Genomic DNA, 22,846 nt, shown 5'->3' with positions numbered 1-22,846 from the left:
GTCTTTGCATGAGCTTTGATATGGATGAGGATATACTGCAGGACTTCCTGGTTGAAGCCGGTGAAATCCTCGAACTATTGCAGGAACAGCTGGTAGAACTGGAGAATAATCCTGACGACGCCAATTTGCTCAATGCAATTTTCCGTGGCTTTCATACCGTAAAAGGCGGCGCCGGTTTTCTGTCCCTAACCGAACTGGTTGATGCCTGCCATGGTGCGGAAAACGTGTTTGATATACTGCGTACCGGCAAGCGCCGTGTTACTCCGGAGTTGATGGACGTTATCCTTCAGTCGCTTGACAGCATCAACGCGATGTTTGTTGAAGTGCAAAACCGCCAACCGTTAACGCCAGCCTCTGCTGCAGTGCTCGAGGCTTTGCATCATTATAGCGAGCCAGAATCTGCCTCTAATCCTGCGCCGGTGGTAAAAGCTGCGCCTGTGGCAAAGCCTGAACCTGTGGTTGTTGCCGATGCCACACAGAGCAGCGGTACAGTGGATGAAATCACTGAAGAAGAATTTGAACGGATGATGGATGAGCTGCATGGCAAGAAAGGCTCAGCCACAGCAGCTCCGGCACCTGAACCTGTGCCAGCACCCGCAGCCGGTGCCAATGCCGGTGATGACATTACAGACGATGAATTTGAAGCTATTCTTGATCAGCTGCATGGTAAGGGCTCCTTTGTTCCTGATACTGCTACTGCCAAGTCTGAAAAAGTGCCTGCAGCCCCGGCAAACAATACAAAAGCGGGCGACGAAATAGACGACGCTGAGTTTGAAGCTCTGCTTGATCAACTGCACGGTAAGGGTAAAGCTCCGGTTGCAGTAGAAGCAAAAGCTGCCGCAGTAAGCCAGGCTTCATCACCCGCTAAGCCTGAGGAAGCAAAAGCTGCTGCAACACCCTCACCTGATAAAGCGGCGGCGCAGCAACAGGCTGCGCAGGCGGAAACGACAGTACGGGTAGATACCAAACGGCTCGACCAGATTATGAATATGGTCGGTGAGCTGGTATTGGTACGTAACCGTCTGGTGAGCTTGTCCGGCACGGTGCAAAACGAGGAAATGAGCAAAGCCATCTCTAACCTGGATGTTGTTACTGCCGATATTCAGGGCGCGGTAATGAAAACCCGGATGCAGCCCATTAAGAAAGTATTTGGCCGTTTTCCGCGCGTGGTACGTGATTTGGCCCGCTCACTGCAAAAAGACATTGAACTGGTGCTGGAAGGTGAAGACACCGATCTGGATAAAAACCTGGTTGAAGCACTGGCAGATCCATTGGTGCACTTGGTGCGTAACTCGGTTGACCACGGTATAGAGTTGCCGGATGTGCGGCAAAAAGCCGGTAAAAAACGTACAGGTATCGTAAAACTGGCAGCGGCACAGGCCGGCGACCATATTTTATTGACCATTCATGATGATGGCGCCGGTATGGACCCGGAAAAACTAAAAGGTATCGCAATAAAACGCGGTATTCTCGATGTTGATGCCGCAGCACGGATGTCAGACACCGAAGCCTTTAACCTGATTTTTGCACCGGGATTCTCGACCAAAGAACAAATTTCAGATATCTCCGGCCGCGGTGTCGGCATGGATGTAGTAAAAACAAAAATCACTCAGCTCAACGGTACTGTGCATATCCATTCCAAAATGGGTGAGGGTACCTTACTTGAGATTAAGGTACCGCTGACACTGGCGATTTTACCAACACTGATGGTAATAGTTGGTAAACAGACTTTTGCTCTGCCATTGGCCGGGGTAAGTGAAATTTTCCATCTGGATCTGAATAAAACCAATGTGGTAGATGGCCAGTTGACAGTAGTGGTACGTAACAAAGCCATTCCGCTGTTTTTCCTTGAGCACTGGCTGGTTAAAGGTTCTGATAAAAAACGCCGCCGCGAGCAGGGCCATGTGGTAATAGTGCAAATTGGTACTCAACAGGTTGGTTTTGTTGTGGATTCTCTGATAGGTCAGGAGGAAGTCGTTATAAAACCTCTGGATGCGCTACTGCAGGGCACACCGGGTATGGCAGGCGCTACTATTACTTCTGATGGTGGTATAGCGCTTATTCTGGATGTACCAAACTTGCTGAAGCACTATGCGAAGAAATCAAAAATTAAGTTTGATCGCTTCAATAAAATAACCGCCTAAAGAGAGAAACCTATGGCAATTAGGGTGTTAGTAGTTGATGACTCGAGCTTTTTCCGCCGCCGGTTAACAGAAATTCTGGCGAAGGATGGCGACATCGACGTTATTGACACCGCCAACAACGGCAGGGAAGCCGTTGATAAAGCTTTAGCGCTAAAGCCTGATGTGATTACGATGGACGTAGAAATGCCGGTGTTAGACGGTATTTCTGCCGTGCGTGAAATAATGCAGCAGCAGCGTATTCCCATTCTGATGTTTTCCTCACTGACCCATGAAGGCGCCAAGGCGACCTTTGATGCGCTTGAAGCGGGTGCCGTTGACTTTCTGCCGAAAAAATTTGAAGACATCGCCCGCGACAAAGACGAAGCCGGCCAGCTACTGCGTGACAGAGTAAAAGCGGTAGCCCGTAAGCGTACGCTGGGGCGCCAGACGTTTAGCAACACGCCGCTGGCTTCACGCCCGGCACCCGCTGCCAGCGACAGCAGCAGATTGTCAGAGCGCCCGGCATTAACCCGCAGCAGCTTTGAGCGGCCTAAGTTAAATGAAAGAGTGAGCCCGCGCGGGGCTTTTCAGGCCAGTGGTAAAAGCTATAAGCTGGTTGCAATTGGTACCTCTACCGGTGGGCCGGTGGCCCTGCAACGTATTATCACTGCGTTACCGGCTGATTTTCCATTACCGATAGTGCTGATCCAGCATATGCCTGCAGCCTTTACCGGTGCTTTTGCCCAGCGGCTAAATTCGCTGTCAAAAATCGAAGTGCGCGAAGCACAAGACAACGATGTGCTGCGCCCCGGCGTGGCTTACCTGGCCCCTGGTGGCAAACAAATGCTGCTTGAAGGCAATGACAGTTCCTGCAGGTTGCGGATTAAAGAAGACGACTCGCCACGCATAACATTTAAACCCAGTGTTGATATTACCTTTGCGACAGCCGCTAAAGTATTCAGTGATAAAGTGCTGGCCATTGTGCTTACCGGCATGGGAGCTGATGGCCGTGAAGGTGCAAGGCTGCTTAAACAACAAGGTGCCCGTATTTGGGCGCAGGATGAAGCCAGCTGTGTGGTTTATGGTATGCCACAGGCTATAGCCGCGGCAGGCCTGATGGATGAGGAAGTCAGCCTGAATGAAGTTGCCGCACGGTTGATCACGGAACTAAAACATGGATAAGCTGGCCATCAGCGGTTTTTTTCTGGCAGTTATTGCCGTGGCCGGTGGTTTTGTCATTGAAGGTGGCAGTCTGGCTACGTTATTGCATTTCCCTGCCTTTCTTATCGTGTTTGGCGGTACTGTGGGGGCGGTAATGCTGCAAACCCCTATGTCGCAATTTAAACTGGGTTTAAAAATATTACCCTGGGTGATCCGCCCGGCGCAAATGCCGCTGGAACAGACAGCACAGCGTATAGTGCAGTGGGGCAGCGCAGCCCGGGGGAGCGGTTTTCTGGCGTTGGAGCAGGATGCTCTGGCAGAGCACGATGCGTTTTTACACCGCGGCCTGAATTTACTGGTAGATGGCGTTGACCCCAAAGCTTTGCAGGATACACTGGATGCAGAACTGACACTTGAGCGTGAAAGGTTGCTGCGTGGTGCCCGTATATTTGATGCTATGGGCGGCTACAGCCCGACCATAGGTATTGTCGGCGCTGTGCTGGGTCTTATTCAGGCCATGTCAAATATCTCTGAACCGCAGTTATTAGGCCAGGGTATTGCCACTGCATTTGTTGCCACCATTTATGGCGTTGGTTTTGCGAATCTGGTGTTTATTCCGGTGGGTAATAAGCTGAAAAGTCTGGTACAGCAACGTACTTTGTACCATGAACTGATTATTGAAGGTCTGGTGTCTATCGCTCATGGCGAAAATCCGCGCAATATCGAGCGTAAGCTGGCCGCTTACCATCCGGGTTAACACCGATGTACCGGCATAAACAGAAGCACACACAGGTAGAGCCAGAGCAGTTAGATCGCTGGCTGGTGTCATACGCTGATTATATGACGCTGATGTTTGCGCTTTTTGTTGTGCTGTATGCCATGTCGATAGTGAAAGAAGAGCAATACAGTGTACTGGCTGATAGCCTTACCCGGATGTTTGAAAAACCAGAGCAGCAAAATACCGGCGTACAGGGGCAGTCAGTATTAACCCATGCCGTGCCGCAAAGTGAGTTGGATTTGTATGGCACCTCACTGGAGGAGGCAAAAGGCCCCAGTTTAGTGGCCGATGCCAAAAGATTATCAGAAATCAGTGAAACCCGGCTGGGCAGCCCGTTACAAGCAGTTGAGCAACAACTGACAAAAGCTTTGGCTAATTTGCTGGAACAAGGTCTGGCCAAAATAGAACAGGATGAAAACTGGCTGACTATTGAGCTTAACAGCGGCCTGTTATTTGCCAGTGGCAGCGCTACAGCAACCAGTTCGGCGCAAACGCTGCTAACTGAAATTACCCGGATTATTAATCCCATCAGCAATTTTATCCGGGTGCGGGGTTATACTGACAACTTGCCGATTAACAATGAACTGTTTTCGTCAAATTGGGAGTTATCGGTGAGTCGCGCTACCTCGGTGTTACGAATTTTAGAACGCGCCGGAACAGCACCACAGCGCCTTGCCATAGAAGGTTTTGGCCAGTATTACCCGTTTGGCCCGAATGACACGGAACAAGGGCGGGCGGCAAACCGTAAAGTGGTGATTGCAATTTCCCGCTATGGGTATCAGCCGGAAGAAACTGCGCCAGCCCAGCCAGAGCCTGCTGATAACGCCGGTGCCGAGGGCTTGCAGCCGCAACTTGAGCAGATAACCCAGGACGATGGCAGCATTCGTGTTATTGCCCTGCCAGGCGGCGGTATTCGTATTACCACGCGCCAGGATAACCCGGATGCAAAACCTCCAGAACAACAGGAACCCTGAAGTGGTAATTTGGACAGTAGCGAATCAGAAAGGCGGGGTGGGCAAAACCACCACTACAGTAACGCTGGGCGGTTTACTGGCAGAGCGTGGCTATAAAGTCTTGCTGGTAGACACTGATCCGCATGCGTCCCTGACCTATTATTTTGGTATTGACGCAGAAGAGCTGGAAGTCAGCGTATACGACATTTTTATCCGTGGTAAAGACATTACCAGCGAAGAAATTCTGCAGTCATTATGCCCAAGTGGTGTGGCTAATCTGGATATTTTACCCTCATCTATGGCGTTGGCCACACTGGATCGCTCGTTAGGCAATAAAGGTGGCATGGGCCTGATGCTGAAAAAGGCACTGCATAAAATTAAAACAGAATATGATTATGTGCTGATTGACTGCCCACCGGTAATGGGCGTGCTGATGGTGAATGCGATTGCTGCCAGTGACCGTATTCTGATCCCGGTACAAACAGAGTTTCTGGCATTAAAAGGTCTGGAGCGGATGATCGCTACCATGGCACTAATGTGTACATCGCAGAAAAAAGATTATGCCTTTACCATCATTGCTACGATGTATGACAAGCGTACCAAGGCGTCGTTGGAAGCCTATAAAGAGCTGAAAAACAAATATCAGGAAAAGGTCTGGTCTGCGGTGATACCGGTAGACACCAAGTTTCGTGACGCCAGCCTGGCATTAACACCGCCGAATGTGCATGCGCCGGGTAGCCGGGGCGTTTTTGCCTACAACACCCTGCTGACGTATTTACTGCAACTGGCAGCGGAGTAAGGCATGAGTAATTTAATCGCCAGTCAGAAGGTTATGCAGCACTACTTATCAGCGCTGTTAACCGAAGAAGAGCCTGCAGCACCCACAGCAGAAGTGGCGATAGCTGAGCAAAAAAAGCAACAGCTAAATGAGTTGCTGGCACAAGCTGTAGTGACTGAAGTGGTTGCTGAAACAGTAACTGAAACGAAAGTAGTTACCCCACCTGCCGTAGAAACCAATGCCATGGCGGCCCTAAAAGCAAAATTCGCCGAGGCAGAAGCGGCCCAGGCACTGCAACAGCGGGCAGTACCGGTATCAGAACGTATTACTGTTGCGCAATCAACACCGCCTGCGCCACCTGTAGTAACAGCGGCACCGGCAAAAGATTACCGTCAGGGCCGGTTTCAGGCATTGTTTTTTGATGTTGCGGGTTTAAAAGTGGCAGTGCCGCTTAAAGAGTTGGGTGGTATTCATCAGATTGGCAGCATAAACAGCCTGATCGGCAAACCACAGTGGTTCAAAGGCGTGATGTTGTATCGCGAACAGAAAATTAGTATTGTCGATACCGCACGCTGGGTTATGCCAGAAAAATATGATCAGAGTTTGCAGCAAAAGCTAAACTATCAATATGTTATTATGCTTGGCAACAGTAACTGGGGCCTGTGTTGCGAAACATTGGTAAATACCTATGTGCTGGAGCAGGATGACGTAAAATGGCGTGAAGCCGAAGGTAAGCGGCCCTGGATGGCAGGCCTTATCAAAAAGCATATGTGTGTACTGCTGGATGTGGACGCTATGATTGATTTATTGAACCGTGGTCTGGATATCAGTGCATAATCAGACAAAGGATTTATACAGGAGCTGTGCATGAGCAATTTAACCAAGCAGTCGGTAAAGAAAACCGATTCAGCTGATATCGTGTTGCAATGGGTAACGTTTAAACTGCAGGAAGAAACCTACGGTATCAATGTGATGCAGGTGCAGGAAGTGCTGCGTTATACCGAAATTGCTCCGGTACCGGGCTCGCCGGATTACGTTTTAGGTATCATTAACCTGCGCGGTAATGTGGTAACGGTTATTGATACCCGCACCCGTTTTGGCCTGGAGCCCGCCGACATAACAGACAATAGCCGTATTGTTATCATTGAGGCAGAAAAGCAGGTTATTGGTATTCTGGTCGATAGCGTGGCTGAAGTGGTTTATCTGAAGCAGTCTGAAGTGGATACCGCACCAAATGTAGGCACAGAAGAAAGTGCCCGTTTTATTCAGGGCGTATCTAACCGTGAAGGTGAATTACTGATCCTGGTCGATTTAAATAAGCTGCTCAGTGACGAAGAGTGGGAAGAGATCGGCGCTATCTGATATGACGTTACCGGTGTTTGCTATTGCTGTCATACTGCTGCTGGCAGCGCTTGTGCTTATCGCTGTCTGGTGGCTGGGGCGCATACAACGCAACTGGCAGCAGCAATTACAGCAACTGGAGCAACAGCTTGACTTTAAAGCACAGCAGCTGTTGCAAACCCGGCACGAATTGGAAGAACTAAGAGCCGGTGTTATCGGGGTTGGCCAACGAGTGTTGCAGTTAGACGCTAATATAGGCGGTGTTAATCAGCAGCTGCAGGCGCTGGCTGATAAACAGCAAGCACTGGAGCTGACCGATCCCGAGTCAAAAATATACAGCCGGGCGATGAAAATGGTACAGCTGGGGGCCGATTTAGACGAAATTATCCGCGAATGTGAACTGCCGCGGGCCGAAGCTGAACTGTTGTACAACCTGCATCAGGCAAAAAAATAGCGTTAATTTAAGCTCAGCTTTTAATATCTATACGCTGGTGAATATTATGCCAGTTTTCCGGAAACTTGCCCTGCAGCACATACGAAAACGCAATCAGCTCCGCAATAACAATATAAAGTTGCTGCGGAATTTGCTCACCCAGTTCCAACTTAGTCAGCAGTTTACTTAGTTCTTCATCCTGATGAATTAACACGCCGTGTTCACGCGCCAGCGCAACGATCTCATCTGCCAGCTCTGCATGCCCCTGCGCCGTTACTGTAGGCGCCTGTTTGCCTTCATATTGCAGAGCGGTAGCGCTGCGCCGGGTTTTACTGTCATCGTTTGTCACTCAAACTCCTTATACTTTAATTGCCAGCAGGCTGTTGGCACGGGGCAAGATGGTGTCGGGGATTTTACCCAGCGTACACTCTGCCTGCGTTACTTCTAACCCCTGTGCTTTACAACGGTCACTGAGCAAAGGTAAAAAGCGATCAGCCTGCAATTTAGCCTGCATTTCGTCAGTATAAAACTGCAGTTGCAATTGTTGTTGCTGTAATTTTGCTACCACCATCAGCTGGCCCAGCTGCTTTAAATCAAACTTCATTGTCAGCTGCCACAGGGTTTGTTTTTCGCCATTGTGCTTGCCATCTGCTTCGCGTTGTTCCAGTAACAACTGGCTAAACACACTCTGGCTGCCTTGTTGCATCGGTAATTGCAGTAATAGCTGTTGCGTTTGCGCATTGTTGCTATCCAGCGTGGCCAATTGGCTTTGTTGCAGCGTGCTGCTATGGCCAGCCAGTTGGCGCAGCAAACTGCTGGCCTGGCCTGGCTCCAACTGGCTGATCAGTTGTGCCAGTGGCTTATTTGCCGGTTGTGTTGCTGCCGCAAGTGGTTTTTGCAATAAATGGCCAAGCAGTAACTGTATCGCTGCGGCCAGCGCACCGCCACTGGTTTGAGCCGTAGCAGAAGGCTGCAGCGGTTGAAATTGTAGCAGGCTGTTCAGCTGGCTTATCAGTTGCTGTGGCGACGGCACTTTATCTGCCGCTGGCTGGCTTTGCCGCACCAGTTGCAAAATTTGCTGCACCGCTGGTGGCAGCTCTGGCAGGCTGGCAAGGGTATCTGCCTGCACCGGCATAAGCGGCAGCAAGTGTCGCCATGCCTGCTGTACCAGTTGTTGTGTATTTGGTGTTTGCGGCGTCTGTACTGTGCTTGCCGGCGTTTTTGCAGCAGTGGCGTTGCTGTCTGTATTAAACTGCAACGTCCTGCTAAGTGCCTCCGGCGTTATTATTACACTGGCAGAGGTTTTAACCGGCTGCAGTAATAATTGCCAATGGCTGGCCTGTTGTTGTAATTGCAGTTGGTATGGTTGAGTGCCGGCATTTACGCTGCCAGACAGTTGGCTAAGTAGCTGTTGTGCAGCTGCAGGTACTGCAGTGGTGCTTCTGGCCGGTTGATTAAACAGTTGCAGCAGTTGTTGCAGCACAGCACTTTGCTCGGCTTTATTCAGGGTTACCGGTATTGTGGCCAGATTGGCATTAACCACAGTGCCAGCCGCTTTAATATTGGCAGGCAGTATTTGTAGCTGCAGTACCAACTGCTGGCGCTCTGCTTTGATATCCAGCAGCACCTGTGGTGGTGCAATTTTAGTATCGGCAGATAATGAGCCGGCGGCGCCACTGCCGGACAATTGTTGCATAAGTGCCGCCTGAGTAGTGGCAGGTAGCCGCACCACTGCGCCATTGCCAAGTTGCAGCGCCAGGCCTTGTGGTTGTTGTAGCACATTAACCGGCAGTTGCGTTGCTGCAGCCGGCTGGGGCTGGAACCCGGGCAAACCGGCAGATAACACCGACGATAACAATTGCTGTGCCTGTACTGCACTTAGTGTCAGCGTAATGGGCGCTGAGGCTGATTGCAGCACCAGTTGCAACTGGCCATTGCTCTGCGGTAAAAACTGCAGCTGCACATTTGCCTGCGGGCTGGTAGCTGGCGGGGGAGGGCTTTGCGTTGGCATGCCAGGTGTAACCGCTAAGGCTGTTTGAACACTGCTTTGCAGCATTGCCTGCACATTGGCCGGCAGGTTAGCTGGTAAGGTAATTTGCAGTGGGGCGCGGGGCGCAGGCAACTGCAGGCCAAACTGACCGTTAGTCAGCTGTTGCACCTGAGCCTGATATACCTGTGCTACCACCAGCTTTAATACTGCCGGGTCGGCTTTTTGGCCCGGACTAAGCTGAAACAGCTTATCCAGATTGATCTGGTTCATATTTTGCCTGTTTTGTTCTGCTGTGTGCTATCGCTGCATTCGTATTATGACGCCAATATGGTAATATGCGCGCAATTTTTCCTATCGTCGATAGCCAGAGGCCAGTGATTAAACATCAGCCCTTTTCTGTACCAGTTGGCCAGTTGCTACTGCAAGCTCAGTCACTTAGCTGTATCCGGCAAGACAGAGTGCTGTTTGAGCAGTTGTCGTTACAGGTGCATGCCGGTGAGCTGTTGCAGGTAGCCGGTAAAAATGGCGCCGGTAAAAGCTCGTTGCTGCGGCTGCTCGCTGGCCTGGCTACGCCTGACGAAGGGCAATTGCTTTATTGCCGGCAACCTGTAGCTGATGTTGCCACAGATTACGCCGCTAACCTGTGTTATATCGGCCACCACAGTGGTATTCATGAGCAATTAACAGCATTGGAAAATCTGGCATTCTGGCGCGCAGCGGCAGAACTGCCGCAGGCCGATGATTTGGCCCTGCTGGCAACACTCGGGCTTGCCGGGCTGGAAGATATTCCCTGTCGTATGTTATCAGCCGGGCAACAACGACGGGTATCACTGGCGCGGTTGTGGTTCAGCCGCAGCCAGCTGTGGATTTTAGATGAACCCTTTACTGCACTGGATCAATCGGCTATTGCGATGTTGCAGCAGTTTTTTCTGCAACATTTAACCTGTGGCGGCGCTATTATTCTGACCACTCACCAGCCGCTTAGTATGGTGTATGACGGCCTTAACACGCTGGAGCTGGCGTACCGATGGTAACCCTGGGACCTTTTTTAAAGCGTGAATTGCGCCTGCTGGCACGACAAAAAGCTGACTGGCTAAACCCGGTACTTTTTTTCCTTATTGTGCTGAGTTTATTTCCACTGGGCGTTGGGCCAGAGCCAAATTTGCTGCGTATTATCGCACCCGGAGTGATCTGGATAGCCGCTTTGCTTAGTGTGTTGCTGGCCGCCGAAAGGCTGTTTAAAGACGATTACCGCAACGGTGTGGTGGAGCAATTGGTGGCATCGCGCCAGCCGTTGTTAGCTTTTGTGCTGGCCAAATTACTGGCCAACTGGCTAAGTACCGGCTTGCCTCTGGTGTTGTTATCACCTTTAGTTGCGCTGTTGCTTAACGTTGATATGGCCAGCTTTATTGCTATGGTATTAACCTTGCTATTGGGTACACCGCTGCTGAGTTTGCTCAGTGTGCTTGGCGCAGCACTTACGGTGTCGGCCGATAAAGGTGGCATTTTACTGGCACTGCTGATTCTGCCCCTGTATATTCCGCTGCTGATATTCGCCAGTGCGGCGATGGAAGCGGCCAGTATGGCGCTGCCGTATCACGGACAACTGGCCGTGATGCTGGCTATGTTGTTATTTGCTTTGGCATTGGTACCGGTTGCGGTGACCAGCGCGCTGAAAATAAATGTGAGCTGATATGTTTAAATGGTTGCATCCTTACGCTAAGCCTGAAACCGTTTACCACTTGTGTGGCCGTCTTATGCCATGGTTAATGGGCGCAGCCCTGCTATTGCTGCTGCTGGGCAATATCTGGGGCCTGGCATTTACACCGCCCGACTATCAGCAGGGCGATAGCTACCGTATTATTCATTTGCATGTACCTGCCGCCATTATGTCTATGGGTACTTATTCTGCTATGGCTATAGCAGCCTTTATTGCGCTGGTATGGCAGGTAAAAGTCGCACAGTGGTCAGTACTGGCTATTGCGCCTATAGGTGCGGTATACACGGCTATAGCGCTTATTACCGGTATGGCCTGGGGTAAACCAATGTGGGGTACCTGGTGGGTATGGGACGCCCGCTTAACATCAGAACTTATTTTGTTATTTCTTTACCTTGGTGTAATAGCATTAAGCGGTGCTTTTTCAGACCGGCAAACCGGTGCCAAAGTGGCCTCTTTGCTGGCCGTAGTGGGTGTAATTAATCTGCCGATTATCCATTTTTCGGTAGAATGGTGGAACACTTTGCATCAGGGCGCGTCTATAACCAAGTTTGCCAAACCGTCGATTGATCCAAGCATGCTATGGCCACTGTTGATCAGCATTCTGGCATTTAAAATATTAATGCTGGCACTGCTGTGTGTTCGGCTACGCACGGCAATACTGGTAAACGAGCAGCACCGGCCCTGGGTTAAAGCAATGGCAGGAGACTAAATATGTATTTTCAGTCATGGGCAGAATTTTGGGCAATGGGCGGTTATGGTCTGTTTGTCTGGTTATCTTTTGGCAGCAGCTATGTCATGCTGGCCGCCTTAGCCTGGTACAGCCAGTACCAGCATAAACAATTCAAGCGTCAGCTTAGTGCAAAGCTGGCCCGCGAAAAACGCCTTCAGCAGTATCAGGAGCAAGCACACTAATGCAGCCAAGACGTCAGAAACGCCTGTTTGCCATTTTGTTGGTTATTGGTTTACTCACCGGAGCCGTAGCTGCCATGCTTTATGCCTTGCAGCAGAATATTGACTTATTTTATACGCCATCACAGTTAGTGGACGGCCTTGGTAAGGACAAAATAAAACCACAGGTTGGTCAGCGCCTGCGTATTGGCGGTATGGTGGTTGCAGGGTCAGTAAAACGCGACCCTGAGTCACTGAAAGTCAGCTTTGATCTGGTCGATACCGGCCCGCTGGTTACCGTAATATACGAAGGCATCCTGCCGGATTTGTTTCGTGAAGGGCAGGGTATAGTGGCACAAGGTGTGTTACAGGATGCCACAACCATTAAAGCGTCAGAAGTGCTGGCCAAGCACGATGAAGAATATATGCCGCCGGAAGTTGCCGAAGCATTAAAAGGTATTAAGCATGTACCGCCGTCACAGCAGCAACCAGCCAGCGGGAGCTATTAATGATCGTTGAAGCCGGTCAGCTTGCGCTGACATTTGCCTTTGCTTTATCGCTGTTACTGGCAATTATCCCTTTATATGGCAGTTTTGTAGCTAACCAGCGTATGTTGTTGCTGGCCAAACCGCTGGCCTTAGGCCAGTTTTTGTTTTGTTTGCTGGCAATGCTGGCACTGATTTACGCTTTTCGCACTAACGATTTCACCGTAGTTAACGTGGCGCAAAACTCCAGCAGCACCTTGCCCTGGTATTATCAGATCACCGCCAGTTTTGGCTCGCACGAAGGCTCTATGCTGTTGTGGGTGCTTATGCTGGCAGGCTGGACAGCCTTAGTTGCACAGTTCTCCAAAGCTCTACCTTTACTGCTGTTGGGCCGTATTCTGGGGATTATGGGTGTGATCTGTGTCGGCTTTATTGCCTTCTCGTTGTTTATGTCGAATCCGTTTGAGCGTAGCCTGCCGTTTTTTCCGGTAGAGGGGCGCGATCTTAACCCGCTGTTGCAGGATTTTGGCATGATCCTGCACCCGCCTACGTTGTATATGGGCTACGTTGGTTTTGCTGTGGCCTTTGCCTTTGCCATAGCGGCACTGATGGGCGGCCGTTTTGATAGCGTCTGGGCACGTTGGGTACGGCCCTGGGCACTGGCTGCCTGGTTATTTCTTACGCTGGGTATCATGCTGGGTAGCTGGTGGGCATATAACGAGCTGGGCTGGGGCGGTTGGTGGTTCTGGGACCCGGTAGAAAACGCCTCTTTTATGCCCTGGCTGGCCGGTACGGCATTAATTCACAGCCTGGCAGTAACCGAAAAACGCGGCACCTTTAAAAGCTGGACAGTACTGCTGGCCCTGGCTGCGTTTGCGCTTAGCCTGGTAGGGGCCTTTTTGGTACGCTCCGGTGTGCTGGTGTCAGTGCACTCATTTGCTACTGATCCGGGCCGCGGTATGTACCTGTTAGTATTTTTACTGCTGGTGGTGGGCGGTTCGTTGCTGTTATATGGCATGCGAATGAACTCTGTACGCTCGCAAGCACGCTATCAGCTGTTTTCACGCGAAATGATGCTGTGGGGCAATAATATATTTCTGCTGACAGCCTGTTTAATTGTGTTTCTGGGTACTTTATTTCCGTTATTTCATAAAGAGCTGGGCTTAGGCTCTATCTCTATCGGCGAGCCGTTTTTTAATCAGATGTTTTATTATCTAACGATTCCGTTTGCGCTGATGCTGGGTTTAGGCCCCTGGGTACGCTGGAAGCAGCAACAATTTACGCCGTTGGTTAAACCGCTTGGCCTGATATTAGTGGCGGCTTTGATATTGGCACTTGGTGTATTAGCCAGTATGCAAAGTGTGCAGGCTAACCTGGCATTACTGGGCATGTTATTGGGTGCCTGGGTGGGCGTATCAGCATTGGCTGAGGTAATGCTGCGCATGCGTCAGTTTGGTTCTGTAACGCAGGGTCTGACTAAACTTAATGCCAGCCATTATGGTATGACACTGGCTCATATTGGTTTTGCTGTGCTGGTGATTGGTGTTGCCATGACCAAAACCTACACCGAAGAGCGCGATGTGCGGATGCAGGAAGGCGATACTGCCACACTGGCTGGTTATCAGTTTACGCTGGTGGATGTGTACGATCTGGACGGACCAAATTATGGCGGCCAGGCCGCCGAGCTTGATGTACGTAAAGATGGCCGTTACGTTACGCACTTGCACGCAGAAAAACGTTTTTACCGCATTCAGCGCACTATTATGACGGAAGCGGCAGTGCATGCCCGTTTAAGCCGTGATTTATATGTGTCTTTGGGGGAAGAATTACCGGGGAATGCCTGGGCACTGCGTATTCAGGTTAAACCTTTTGTACGCTGGATTTGGCTCGGCGGTTTGCTGATGTCATTAGGCGCTTTACTGGCTTTGGCGGATAAACGCTACCGGCGTAAAACGCCACCGGCAACAAAGCAGGAGGTGGCCAATGCGTAAGCTGTTTTTTTATGTGCCGCTGGCGCTGTTTTTGCTGCTGACTGTATTTTTGCTCAGTGGCTTGTTTTCCGATCCGCGTGAGCGTGAATCAGCCAGTCTGAACAAAGCATTGCCTGAATTTGCCCTGGCAGATCTGATGCAGCCACAACACATCTGGACGCCGGAGCAGCTGCACGGCGAAACTTTTTTGCTCAATGTCTGGGGTACCTGGTGCCCAACCTGTAATGCTGAACTGGGGTACCTGACCGAGCTGCGCAAGCAGGGTGTTAAAATTGTCGGCTTGTATTATGAGCTGCCGCGCGATCCTACCTTTGATGCGCCTTTTAGTCTTAAAGCATTGCAACAGGATGTAGCACAGAAACTGCAGCAAAACGGCGATCCTTATCAGTTTAATATTCTCGATCTGGAGCGGCGTTTATCGCTGGATTTAGGCGTTAGCGGCGCACCGGAAACCTTTCTGATTGATAGCAACGGTATAGTGCGGGCACATCATATTGGTGATATTAACCCACAAATATGGCGCGCCAAACTGGCACCGCTGTATCAGCAGTGGAGCCAGCCATGAAATACCTTATTGCGACAGTATTATTGCTGTTAAGCGGCGCACTGCATGCACAGGAGTTGCTGCAGTTTGACAACGACAGCCAGCGCGATTTATACCGCAGCTTAACGGCAGAGCTGCGCTGCCCACAGTGTCAGAACCAGAATATTGCTGATTCCAACGCCATAGTGGCAGTAGATATGCGGCAAAAAACTTACGAGCTGGTGCGCCAGGGCCAGGAGCGGCAGCAGGTATTAGATTACATGATTAACCGCTACGGCGACTTTGTGCATTATCAGCCACCACTGAACCGCTATACGCTGTGGTTATGGTTAGCCCCGGTGCTAATGCTGACATTATTGCTCGGTACGGCAATTTACCGCCGTAGCCGGCAACCACAACACAATGCTGATACTAAAAGCGAGTTAAATACTGAGCTGGATCAGCTGATTAAACGTTACCGGAGTAAAAAGCCATGATGTGGCCGTTGTTATCTGCTGCTGTACTGATGTTATTGCTAAGCGCAACAGTGTTGTTCTGGCCCAGGCGCAGCAAAGAGTTACCCCTGCAAACTCCGGCCCAATTATTTGAAGAGCGCTTGCAGTTGCTGGCACTGGCCCGCGATGCCGGTGAGCTGGCCGAGCAGGATTTCGACAGCGCGGCGCAGGAGCTGAAAAGTCAGTTTTTGCTGCAGCAACAGCAGTTACAACAAACAGACAACCGCAGTGCGAACTGGCGTTTGCCGTTAGCGCTGTTAATGCTTACTTTACTGATAGTGGCCGGTGTATATGCCAGTACCGGGCATTATCGGCAGTTGCTGCAGTGGCAGCAGGCACAGCAAAACTTATCCCAATATGGTGAGCGGGCATTGCTGAACCAGGGAGAACCGTTATCAGATCAGGAAGTCGAGCTGTTTGCCCTGGCCCTGCGTACCCGCTTAGCTAACGAAGGTGATGATGCCGTGGCCTGGATGCTGCTGGGCCGTATCCGGATGTCGCAGGGTGTGCTCGAGCAGGCCGTCGCTGCTTTTGAAAAAGCCCTTAAGCTAACGCCTGAGCGCTCACCATTGTTACTTAGTTATGCGCAGGCACTGATTTTACTCGGCGATGACGACAGCCTGGCCAGAGCCGGGCGCGCAGTAGCCCGCGTGTTAAGCCGCGATACGGAAAATACCGATGCGTTATCGCTGATGGCGCTGATTGCCTATGAAAAAGGCGATTTAACCGAAGCCGCCAGTGCCTGGCAGATTTTATTAAGACAACTGCCAGCAGATGACCCGCGTTATGCCGCAGTGCAGCAACGCTTAGAACAGCTAAACATCGATAAAATGCCGCAAGGGCGCCAAATTAGTATTACGTTGTATGTTGATCCGGCGCTGGCGCAGGCCAATCCAAATGCCAGCCTGTTCTTATTTGCTAAAGCGGTAGAGGGGGCAGCACTACCGCTGGCTGTACAACGCATTCCGTTACCGTCCGGTGAGCAGCAACTGGTGCTGACAGAACAAATGGCCATGCAGCCGGGCTGGAGTCTGGCCAATGCTGATAAAGTGCAGGTTGTTGCCCGCATGTCGTTGTCAGGTACTGTTGAGCAGCGCCCCGGTGATATTCAAACGGCTTCAGCTGTTTTATCGTTTTCTGATGATCCCTTGCTTTCTGTTTCGTTAAAACTGGAACCTTAATATGCGTAAATCGTCGTGTTTTGCCGTGTTGTTGCCGTTAATGCTGCTGGTTACTGGCTGTGCCAGTAAGCCTGACAATAAACAAGCTCAGCAGCAAACTGATTACCGGGATAGCCGGGACCCGCTTGAAACTATCAACCGGCCACTGTGGGATTTTAACTACGACATTCTGGACAAGTATGTCCTGCGCCCGGCCACTGTGGGGTATATGACTGTAGTACCCAAGCCAGCACGTAAAGGTTTGGTTAATGTAGCCAATAACCTTAGTGAACCAGCCAGCTTTTTAAACGGTACGTTGCAGGCAAAACCAGACCGTGCTGCCATCAGCGCCGGGCGTTTTCTGGTAAACAGTACACTTGGCTTGTTTGGCCTGTTTGATGTAGCTACCAGAATAGGTCTGGTAGAGCAGGGTGAGGATTTTAGCCAGACACTGGCAGTGTGGGGCGTGGGTGATGGCCCTTACCTGATGTTGCCGGCGCTTGGTCCTACTACCGTGCGGGGCACGGCAGGTGGCTTGGTAGATAACCTTTATTTTCCGCTGGGGCTGTTAAATACCCCACTTACCCTGACCAGGGCAGCTATCAATGCATTAGATGGGCGTGAGCAGCTGATGTCGATGGAGAATATGCTGGAAGAGTCGCTCGATCCATACGCCTTTGTCAAAGAGTCTTATTACCAGCGCCAGTTGTTTAAAATATACGACGGTAATCCGCCAAAACAGGAAGAGCCTGAAGTGGATGAAAGCGTATTTGATGACTTACTCGACGATCTGGAATAATTCACAGCAAAGAGCAGCAGCTAAACCGGGCCATGGCCCGGTTTAGCGTTTAAAGCCAATACGAAACCCGCCCCAGTGCCTGCCGTTTACCATGATCGGCACTGATAAATCATGTAGGATCTCGCCGGTATCACGTTTATAGGTTTGCAATAGCATGGTTTCGGTATGGCTGCCACAACGGCTGCCGGTGCGGTCGCTAAAAATGCGTTTAGTGCGGTTTTGCAGTAAATCTTTGTCGTAATTGCCGGTTAGCGGCTGGCTGAACTTCTTATTATGGGTAGGAAAGTACCCCTTGCGATCCACCGCACCGGCATAAAGCACATTGCTGTGCCGGCTTAATACCTGCTCCTGAATCGCCGGTAAATACTGATCAGTAAAGCTGTCGTAGCCGGTATGAAATTTGGCCGGGTTGCTACCGGTTATCGGCTGGTATTTTTCGGCAAACAGTGCCTCCATGCTCAGGCGACCATCGGCAACCGCCTGGCTGAACAACTGGCCAATCGCATCAGCGGCTTGTCTGGCTTCGGCCAAAATAGGGCTGAAAAAACTGTGTTCACTTAAGGTGCTTAGTTCGCGGTAAACACTTTCAGTTTCTACCGACAGCTCTATGGCCTGTTGCGCTACCGAGTTGCCTTTCTGGCCGATCGTTTTCAGCGCCTGACTGATATTGCCGATGGAATGGGCCAGTTGTTCACTGGTATGTTCCAGATCGGTACTTACCTGTTCAATTTGCCCCAGTGTTTGCGAGGAACCACTTATTTGCTGGTTGATATCATTAAAACCAGCGGCAACCTGCAGTAATTCTTGCTGCACCTGCTCACCGGCCTGTTGTAGCTGGCTCATCTGGCTGGCGGTATGCTGGCTTTGATCGCGGATATCGCTAAGCATAGTGGCAATATCTTTTGTAGCGGTAGCGGTTTTGCCTGCCAGAGTTCTTACTTCATCGGCTACTACGGCAAAACCGCGGCCCTGTTCACCGGCGCGGGCGGCTTCAATGGCTGCGTTTAACGCCAGTAAGTTGGTTTGTTCGGCTACGGTGTTAATGACTTCAGTAATACGCTGAATGTTGTCGCTGCTGCTGCGCAGTCTGGCCAGTTGTACTGCTGCGTCACTGACAGCGCTAACCAGTGCTTTAATATTGTTGACGCCGGATCCAAGCAGGTTATCGGCCTGCTGTGATGCGGCAGCCGTTTGTTGCAGTGCACTACCAATACTTTGCAGTGATCGGGTCAGTTCATTACCAGTGCTGGCCAGGCGGTTGCTCACGTCAGCAATTTTGCTGCTGTCATCACCGCTGTGCTGAATATCTTTAATCAGGCTGTCAATATAAAATGACACTTCAGCCGCGCCAATGGCCATCTTTGACGTAGCTTCGGTAATATTATCTGCGGTTTTTGCCAATACCTCATTGTTGCTATCACTAACCGGCTGTGCGGCGGCTGGCGGCCAGTAAAAAAACAGCAACAGCATTATAGCCGCCAGCGTTAACGCCAGTATGGCAGAAGAGGTAGCGGCAAAACTTATTGCCTGCACCAACAGAACAGCAAACACCAGCAAAGCAGGTTTGGTACTTTTAAGTTGCATAAACATCCCGTGGCACAACAAAAAATAAAACTATAGGTTATTTTCTGAGTGTTCGGAAATTCTGCTGTACTGTCAATCACCTGTTGTAGTGCTAAGACTAAAGTCTACTATGTATTATTCAAAGCGTAGCGCTTCAATCGGCTGCATACGGGCCGCTTTGGTGGCCGGATAGTAGCCAAAAAACACCCCGATAAGACAGGAAAAACCCAGGCTCATTACCACAACCTGGGGCTGAATAATGGCGGTAAAACCGGCAAAATATTCCAGACCCAAACTGACGGCTACGGCCAGAGTCAGGCCAATTAGCCCACCCATGGCACAGAGCAACACGGCTTCTACCAGAAACTGCTTTAAAATAATTCGCGGTTCGGCACCCACTGCCATACGCAGGCCAATTTCACGGGTACGCTCTGTTACCGATACCAGCATAATGTTCATAATGCCAATACCCCCTACCAGCAGTGATACTGACGCTACAGCAGCCAGCAGGCCATTAAATATTTGCATTGTTTGCGAGCGGGTTTCTACCATTTCGGCCAGGTTACGAATGCTAAAACCGCTCTGGTTGTCGCTAATGCGCAAACGCTGGCGCAGCAGGCTATCGAGTTGCTGCTCAACTATGGCCATATCGCGCTCATCTGTTACCTGCACAATAATTGACCGTACCGCTTTGGGGCTGGATAGAGTCATACCGGCAATACGTTTGCGTACCGTGTCCAGTGGCATAAAAATCAGGTCGTCCTGATCATTACCCTGAGTATTTTGCCCCTTGCCTTTGAGCACACCAATAATAGTAACCGGCATTTTATTTACCCGCACCGTTTGGCCAAGTGCATCAGCGGCACCAAACAGTTCACGTTTTACGGTTTGGCCTATTACCGCCACACGCCCGGCACTGGCTAGTTCGGTATCGCTAAAGCTGCGCCCTTCGGCCAGCTCCCAGCTTTGGGCGGTATAAATTTTATTATCGACACCGTGAATTTCCGGCGCCCAGTTCAGGTTGCCATAAATCAGCTGGCCACTGGCGCGCAGGGTAGGGGCAGCGACATTTACTTCCGGAATTTGCTGTTCTATGGCCTGCGCATCCATTTCTGTCAGGCCCTGGCTACTGCCACTGGCTTCGCGGGCACCGCCCATAAAACGGCCGCGGGCAAATACCACAAATACATTGCCGCCCAGGCTTTTTATTTGCTGGTCAACGTCATAGCGTGCGCCAGCCCCTAACGCCAGCATAATAATAACTGCGGCTACGCCAATAATAATACCCAGCATAGTAAGAATGCTGCGCAGCAGGTTTACCCGCAGCGCCACCCAGGCTACCTGCAGTAAGGTCAGGCTATTCATACCGCTACCTCCTTCATACGTTGCTGGCGTAGCAACGCCAACTCAGCGCTGGCGCTGTGCGGTATTGAGCTGCGATCTGATATCAGGCTACCGTCTTTAAATAACAGCTGGCGGCTGGCAAAAGCAGCGATGTCACTTTCGTGGGTTACCAGCACTATGGTTTTTCCCTGCTGGTGTAATTGCTGCAATAACTGCATTACTTCCAGCCCGGTTTCTGTATCCAGTGCGCCGGTGGGTTCGTCGGCCAAAATCAGCGCCGGATCATTTACCAGTGCCCGGGCTATAGCAACCCGTTGTTGTTGGCCACCGGATAATTGCGATGGCTGATGATCCAGCCTGTCGCCCAACCCAACCAGTTGCAGGCAAGCTTGTGCCCGCGCCCTTGCTTCATCGCGCGGTGTGTTGTTGTAAAGCAATGGTAGCAGCACATTATCCAGGGCACTGGTACGTGGCAGCAGATTAAACTGCTGAAATACAAAACCAATATACTTATTGCGTACTTTTGCCAGCGCCGCGGCTGATAACTGGGTTAAGGCTTCGCCCTGCAGCAGGATTTGCCCCCGGCTGGGAGCATCAAGGCAACCAATCATATTCATAAAAGTTGATTTGCCTGAACCAGAAGGGCCCATTACGGCAACAAAGTCGCCTTGGGCAATACGGATGCTGATATCTTTTAGCGCCCGTAAATGCTGGCCACCCATCTGATAATGTTTTTCCAGCGCTTTGGTTTCAACAACGGTGTGGCTCATATCAGTCGACCCTTACTGCACGCACAATGATTTTGTCGCTTTCGCTGATGTCGCCGCCCAGTAGTTCTGAATATTCGTCATTAGCTAAGCCGATGCGTATATTCACCGCCTCTGGCTGGCCTGCAGCGTTTAAGCGCCATACCTGAGCGCGGGTGCCGGCTTCTGCCTCTGGCGCTCTGTTGCGGCGTTGTTCGTTCAACTGCAAATATTGCTGATACTGCTGCTCTGTCAGCACCAGTTGCAAAGCATTTTGCAGTTTTTGCCGCTGTTGCGTCATTAACTGGCGCGCATCAGTCATCGGGTTACCGGCATTCTGGCTGCGGCTTTGCTGCATAGCTTTGCCAAATTCAGCATACAGCTGCTTTACCTTAGTGGCAGTGTCGGCATTAAGGTTTAGCTGCTTAATCAAATTAGCGGCCATATCGGGCTGGGGTTGCGTTTCAGCTGTGATACCAACCGGTTTAAAACGCAGGGCCGCGTTGGGCACACGTAGTACATCCTGCTTTGAGCCACGCACAATATTCATATTTGCCGTCATACCCGGCAGTAATAACTGCTGTTGGTTGGGCGCATTAATAATAACTTTGTATGTTACGACGTTATTGGTGTTGGTGGCTGCTTTGCGCACCTGGGCGACTTCACCGGAAAAACGCCGGTCCGGGTAGGCATCAACCTGAAAGCGTACCAACTGGCCATGCTGCACTTTGCCAATATCGGCTTCGTCTACGTCGGCTTCAATCTGCATACGGGATAAATCCTGCGCTATGGTAAACAGCGTAGGGGCCGACAAACTGGCTGCCACTGTCTGGCCGGTATCAACCTGGCGATCTATTACCGTGCCGTTAACCGGCGAGCGGATCGTAGTGCGGTCTAAATCCAGCTGGGCCTGTTCTAGTTGGGCATTGCGCTGCAACAACTGCGCCTCGGCGCTTTGAATTTGCGCCTGCGCCAGTATTATTTGCGCTTGTGCTGTTTCAAATGCAGCCCGGGCATCATCCAGTTCGCTTTGGTTGGTTAGCTTTTGCTGCATCAGCTGTTGCTGGCGGGTATAGGCACGTTCGGTGCGGGCCAGCTCGGTATTGGATTTGGTCAGCGTGGCTTTTTGTTGTGCCAGGCTGGCCTGTGCCATAACCACATCCGCTTCGGCCTGACGTAATTTTGCGACATAAGTTCTGTCATCCAGCTTGGCGATAGCCTGGCCCTGAGTGACATCGTCGTTAAAGTCGACATATAACTCGGTAATCAGCCCTGATACTTCAGTACCCACTTCCACCGTAACAACTGCCTTGGTGGTACCTGCGGTATTTACCACACTTTCAACATCCCCACGGGCAGGGCTTTGCGTTTGATATTGTATCAGTTGCTGCCCGGTGCCTGTGCTAAGCCAAAAACCGGCGACAACTAATGCCACAACGAAAGCTGAAATCCAATAACGCACTGCTTTTACTCCATAAAACTATATGCGTTTACTATATCAGTCTCTACTGCTAAGCAATGTCAGGGCAGGGTAAAGGTTGTGTAAAGGCAAAAA

At 50.8% G+C, this 22,846-nt stretch carries 24 protein-coding genes; 18 read left to right on the top strand and 6 right to left on the bottom strand.

What is annotated here, in order from left to right:
- Positions 1-8 precede the first annotated feature (8 nt).
- From BLW68_RS13255 to BLW68_RS13220, 8 genes are read left to right on the top strand one after another with little or no spacing between them, the layout of a single operon-like run.
- Complete coding sequence (locus tag BLW68_RS13255; protein WP_092794097.1) at positions 9-2,144, top strand: chemotaxis protein CheA; 2,136 nt, start codon at positions 9-11, stop codon at positions 2,142-2,144.
- 12 nt (positions 2,145-2,156) lie between these two features.
- A complete protein-coding gene (locus tag BLW68_RS13250; protein ID WP_092794094.1) occupies positions 2,157-3,305 on the top strand; it encodes a protein-glutamate methylesterase/protein-glutamine glutaminase in 1,149 nt (382 codons plus the stop codon).
- A complete protein-coding gene (locus BLW68_RS13245) occupies positions 3,298-4,041 on the top strand; it encodes a flagellar motor protein (RefSeq protein WP_092794091.1) in 744 nt (247 codons plus the stop codon). The genes BLW68_RS13250 and BLW68_RS13245 overlap by 8 nt, the downstream gene beginning before the upstream one ends.
- 5 nt (positions 4,042-4,046) lie before the next feature.
- Positions 4,047-5,036 carry a flagellar motor protein MotB gene (locus BLW68_RS13240; RefSeq protein WP_092794089.1) on the top strand — a complete coding sequence of 330 codons (990 nt, stop codon included), beginning with the start codon at positions 4,047-4,049 and terminating at the stop codon, positions 5,034-5,036.
- A gap of 1 nt (position 5,037) precedes the next feature.
- Positions 5,038-5,814: a ParA family protein gene (locus BLW68_RS13235; protein WP_092794086.1), complete on the top strand. Its 777-nt coding sequence runs from the start codon at positions 5,038-5,040 to the stop codon at positions 5,812-5,814.
- Between the two features lie 3 nt (positions 5,815-5,817).
- Entirely contained in the window at positions 5,818-6,630 is an 813-nt protein-coding gene (locus BLW68_RS13230; protein WP_092794083.1) for a chemotaxis protein CheW, read from the top strand.
- 30 nt (positions 6,631-6,660) lie between these two features.
- Positions 6,661-7,155 carry a chemotaxis protein CheW gene (locus tag BLW68_RS13225; protein WP_068234640.1) on the top strand — a complete coding sequence of 165 codons (495 nt, stop codon included), beginning with the start codon at positions 6,661-6,663 and terminating at the stop codon, positions 7,153-7,155.
- A gap of 1 nt (position 7,156) precedes the next feature.
- Positions 7,157-7,588 carry a DUF2802 domain-containing protein gene (locus tag BLW68_RS13220; protein WP_092794080.1) on the top strand — a complete coding sequence of 144 codons (432 nt, stop codon included), beginning with the start codon at positions 7,157-7,159 and terminating at the stop codon, positions 7,586-7,588.
- A gap of 13 nt (positions 7,589-7,601) precedes the next feature.
- Here the strand turns inward: BLW68_RS13220 and BLW68_RS13215 are convergent, their stop codons facing one another.
- Entirely contained in the window at positions 7,602-7,916 is a 315-nt protein-coding gene (locus tag BLW68_RS13215) for an EscU/YscU/HrcU family type III secretion system export apparatus switch protein (protein WP_092794078.1), read from the bottom strand.
- A 9-nt stretch (positions 7,917-7,925) separates the two neighbouring features.
- A complete protein-coding gene (locus BLW68_RS13210; RefSeq protein WP_092794076.1) occupies positions 7,926-9,827 on the bottom strand; it encodes a flagellar hook-length control protein FliK in 1,902 nt (633 codons plus the stop codon).
- 104 nt (positions 9,828-9,931) lie between these two features.
- Between BLW68_RS13210 and ccmA the strand changes: the two genes are divergently transcribed.
- The 10 genes from ccmA to BLW68_RS13160 are packed head-to-tail and all read left to right on the top strand — an operon-like array spanning position 9,932 to position 17,638.
- On the top strand, positions 9,932-10,591 hold the full coding sequence (gene ccmA / locus BLW68_RS13205; RefSeq protein WP_245728340.1) for a cytochrome c biogenesis heme-transporting ATPase CcmA: 660 nt from the start codon (positions 9,932-9,934) through the stop codon (positions 10,589-10,591).
- Positions 10,585-11,250 (top strand): heme exporter protein CcmB, encoded by a 666-nt coding sequence (gene ccmB, locus BLW68_RS13200; RefSeq protein WP_092794071.1) that lies wholly within the window; start codon positions 10,585-10,587, stop codon positions 11,248-11,250. The genes ccmA and ccmB overlap by 7 nt, the downstream gene beginning before the upstream one ends.
- Before the next feature lies 1 nt (position 11,251).
- A complete protein-coding gene (locus BLW68_RS13195; RefSeq protein ID WP_092794068.1) occupies positions 11,252-11,986 on the top strand; it encodes a heme ABC transporter permease in 735 nt (244 codons plus the stop codon).
- A gap of 2 nt (positions 11,987-11,988) precedes the next feature.
- Positions 11,989-12,189: a heme exporter protein CcmD gene (gene ccmD / locus BLW68_RS13190; protein WP_092794065.1), complete on the top strand. Its 201-nt coding sequence runs from the start codon at positions 11,989-11,991 to the stop codon at positions 12,187-12,189.
- Positions 12,189-12,674: a cytochrome c maturation protein CcmE gene (gene ccmE / locus BLW68_RS13185; RefSeq protein WP_092794062.1), complete on the top strand. Its 486-nt coding sequence runs from the start codon at positions 12,189-12,191 to the stop codon at positions 12,672-12,674. Before ccmD ends, ccmE begins: the two co-directional genes overlap by 1 nt.
- The gene (locus BLW68_RS13180) at positions 12,674-14,641 is read left to right on the top strand and encodes a heme lyase CcmF/NrfE family subunit (protein WP_092794060.1); all 1,968 of its coding nucleotides are present in this window, start codon (positions 12,674-12,676) and stop codon (positions 14,639-14,641) included. Before ccmE ends, BLW68_RS13180 begins: the two co-directional genes overlap by 1 nt.
- Positions 14,634-15,206, top strand: a complete 573-nt coding sequence (locus tag BLW68_RS13175) for a DsbE family thiol:disulfide interchange protein (protein ID WP_092794058.1) — start codon at positions 14,634-14,636, stop codon at positions 15,204-15,206. The genes BLW68_RS13180 and BLW68_RS13175 overlap by 8 nt, the downstream gene beginning before the upstream one ends.
- Entirely contained in the window at positions 15,203-15,661 is a 459-nt protein-coding gene (locus BLW68_RS13170; RefSeq protein ID WP_092794056.1) for a cytochrome c-type biogenesis protein, read from the top strand. The genes BLW68_RS13175 and BLW68_RS13170 overlap by 4 nt, the downstream gene beginning before the upstream one ends.
- The gene (gene ccmI / locus BLW68_RS13165) at positions 15,658-16,860 is read left to right on the top strand and encodes a c-type cytochrome biogenesis protein CcmI (protein ID WP_092794054.1); all 1,203 of its coding nucleotides are present in this window, start codon (positions 15,658-15,660) and stop codon (positions 16,858-16,860) included. Before BLW68_RS13170 ends, ccmI begins: the two co-directional genes overlap by 4 nt.
- A gap of 1 nt (position 16,861) precedes the next feature.
- Positions 16,862-17,638: an MlaA family lipoprotein gene (locus BLW68_RS13160; protein ID WP_092794052.1), complete on the top strand. Its 777-nt coding sequence runs from the start codon at positions 16,862-16,864 to the stop codon at positions 17,636-17,638.
- A gap of 42 nt (positions 17,639-17,680) precedes the next feature.
- Here the strand turns inward: BLW68_RS13160 and BLW68_RS13155 are convergent, their stop codons facing one another.
- The 4 genes from BLW68_RS13155 to BLW68_RS13140 form a co-directional block, all read right to left on the bottom strand.
- Positions 17,681-19,222 (bottom strand): methyl-accepting chemotaxis protein, encoded by a 1,542-nt coding sequence (locus tag BLW68_RS13155; RefSeq protein WP_092794050.1) that lies wholly within the window; start codon positions 19,220-19,222, stop codon positions 17,681-17,683.
- Between the two features lie 114 nt (positions 19,223-19,336).
- On the bottom strand, positions 19,337-20,566 hold the full coding sequence (locus tag BLW68_RS13150) for an ABC transporter permease (protein ID WP_092794048.1): 1,230 nt from the start codon (positions 20,564-20,566) through the stop codon (positions 19,337-19,339).
- The gene (locus tag BLW68_RS13145; protein WP_092794046.1) at positions 20,563-21,315 is read right to left on the bottom strand and encodes an ABC transporter ATP-binding protein; all 753 of its coding nucleotides are present in this window, start codon (positions 21,313-21,315) and stop codon (positions 20,563-20,565) included. The genes BLW68_RS13150 and BLW68_RS13145 overlap by 4 nt, the downstream gene beginning before the upstream one ends.
- A gap of 1 nt (position 21,316) precedes the next feature.
- Complete coding sequence (locus BLW68_RS13140; protein WP_092794044.1) at positions 21,317-22,753, bottom strand: efflux RND transporter periplasmic adaptor subunit; 1,437 nt, start codon at positions 22,751-22,753, stop codon at positions 21,317-21,319.
- Positions 22,754-22,846 lie beyond the last annotated feature (93 nt).

The organism is Rheinheimera pacifica, assembly GCF_900108485.1.
GTDB lineage: Bacteria > Pseudomonadota > Gammaproteobacteria > Enterobacterales > Alteromonadaceae > Alishewanella > Alishewanella pacifica.
Note: the sequence above shows the minus strand (reverse complement) of the source record. Positions and strands in the feature narration are given on the sequence as shown.

What these genes read in the sequence shown, in the direction of transcription:
- BLW68_RS13180 (WP_092794060.1), top strand. Translation starts at nt 12,674, where the DNA reads ATGATCGTTGAAGCCGGTCAGCTTGCGCTGACATTTGCCTTTGCTTTA.
- BLW68_RS13170 (WP_092794056.1), top strand. Translation starts at nt 15,203, where the DNA reads ATGAAATACCTTATTGCGACAGTATTATTGCTGTTAAGCGGCGCACTG.
- BLW68_RS13225 (WP_068234640.1), top strand. Translation starts at nt 6,661, where the DNA reads ATGAGCAATTTAACCAAGCAGTCGGTAAAGAAAACCGATTCAGCTGAT.
- BLW68_RS13155 (WP_092794050.1), bottom strand. Translation starts at nt 19,222, where the DNA reads ATGCAACTTAAAAGTACCAAACCTGCTTTGCTGGTGTTTGCTGTTCTG.
- BLW68_RS13240 (WP_092794089.1), top strand. Translation starts at nt 4,047, where the DNA reads ATGTACCGGCATAAACAGAAGCACACACAGGTAGAGCCAGAGCAGTTA.
- BLW68_RS13160 (WP_092794052.1), top strand. Translation starts at nt 16,862, where the DNA reads ATGCGTAAATCGTCGTGTTTTGCCGTGTTGTTGCCGTTAATGCTGCTG.
- BLW68_RS13145 (WP_092794046.1), bottom strand. Translation starts at nt 21,315, where the DNA reads ATGAGCCACACCGTTGTTGAAACCAAAGCGCTGGAAAAACATTATCAG.
- BLW68_RS13210 (WP_092794076.1), bottom strand. Translation starts at nt 9,827, where the DNA reads ATGAACCAGATCAATCTGGATAAGCTGTTTCAGCTTAGTCCGGGCCAA.
- BLW68_RS13150 (WP_092794048.1), bottom strand. Translation starts at nt 20,566, where the DNA reads ATGAATAGCCTGACCTTACTGCAGGTAGCCTGGGTGGCGCTGCGGGTA.
- BLW68_RS13175 (WP_092794058.1), top strand. Translation starts at nt 14,634, where the DNA reads ATGCGTAAGCTGTTTTTTTATGTGCCGCTGGCGCTGTTTTTGCTGCTG.
- BLW68_RS13255 (WP_092794097.1), top strand. Translation starts at nt 9, where the DNA reads ATGAGCTTTGATATGGATGAGGATATACTGCAGGACTTCCTGGTTGAA.
- ccmI (WP_092794054.1), top strand. Translation starts at nt 15,658, where the DNA reads ATGATGTGGCCGTTGTTATCTGCTGCTGTACTGATGTTATTGCTAAGC.
- BLW68_RS13250 (WP_092794094.1), top strand. Translation starts at nt 2,157, where the DNA reads ATGGCAATTAGGGTGTTAGTAGTTGATGACTCGAGCTTTTTCCGCCGC.
- ccmE (WP_092794062.1), top strand. Translation starts at nt 12,189, where the DNA reads ATGCAGCCAAGACGTCAGAAACGCCTGTTTGCCATTTTGTTGGTTATT.
- BLW68_RS13220 (WP_092794080.1), top strand. Translation starts at nt 7,157, where the DNA reads ATGACGTTACCGGTGTTTGCTATTGCTGTCATACTGCTGCTGGCAGCG.
- ccmB (WP_092794071.1), top strand. Translation starts at nt 10,585, where the DNA reads ATGGTAACCCTGGGACCTTTTTTAAAGCGTGAATTGCGCCTGCTGGCA.
- BLW68_RS13195 (WP_092794068.1), top strand. Translation starts at nt 11,252, where the DNA reads ATGTTTAAATGGTTGCATCCTTACGCTAAGCCTGAAACCGTTTACCAC.
- ccmD (WP_092794065.1), top strand. Translation starts at nt 11,989, where the DNA reads ATGTATTTTCAGTCATGGGCAGAATTTTGGGCAATGGGCGGTTATGGT.
- BLW68_RS13230 (WP_092794083.1), top strand. Translation starts at nt 5,818, where the DNA reads ATGAGTAATTTAATCGCCAGTCAGAAGGTTATGCAGCACTACTTATCA.
- BLW68_RS13245 (WP_092794091.1), top strand. Translation starts at nt 3,298, where the DNA reads ATGGATAAGCTGGCCATCAGCGGTTTTTTTCTGGCAGTTATTGCCGTG.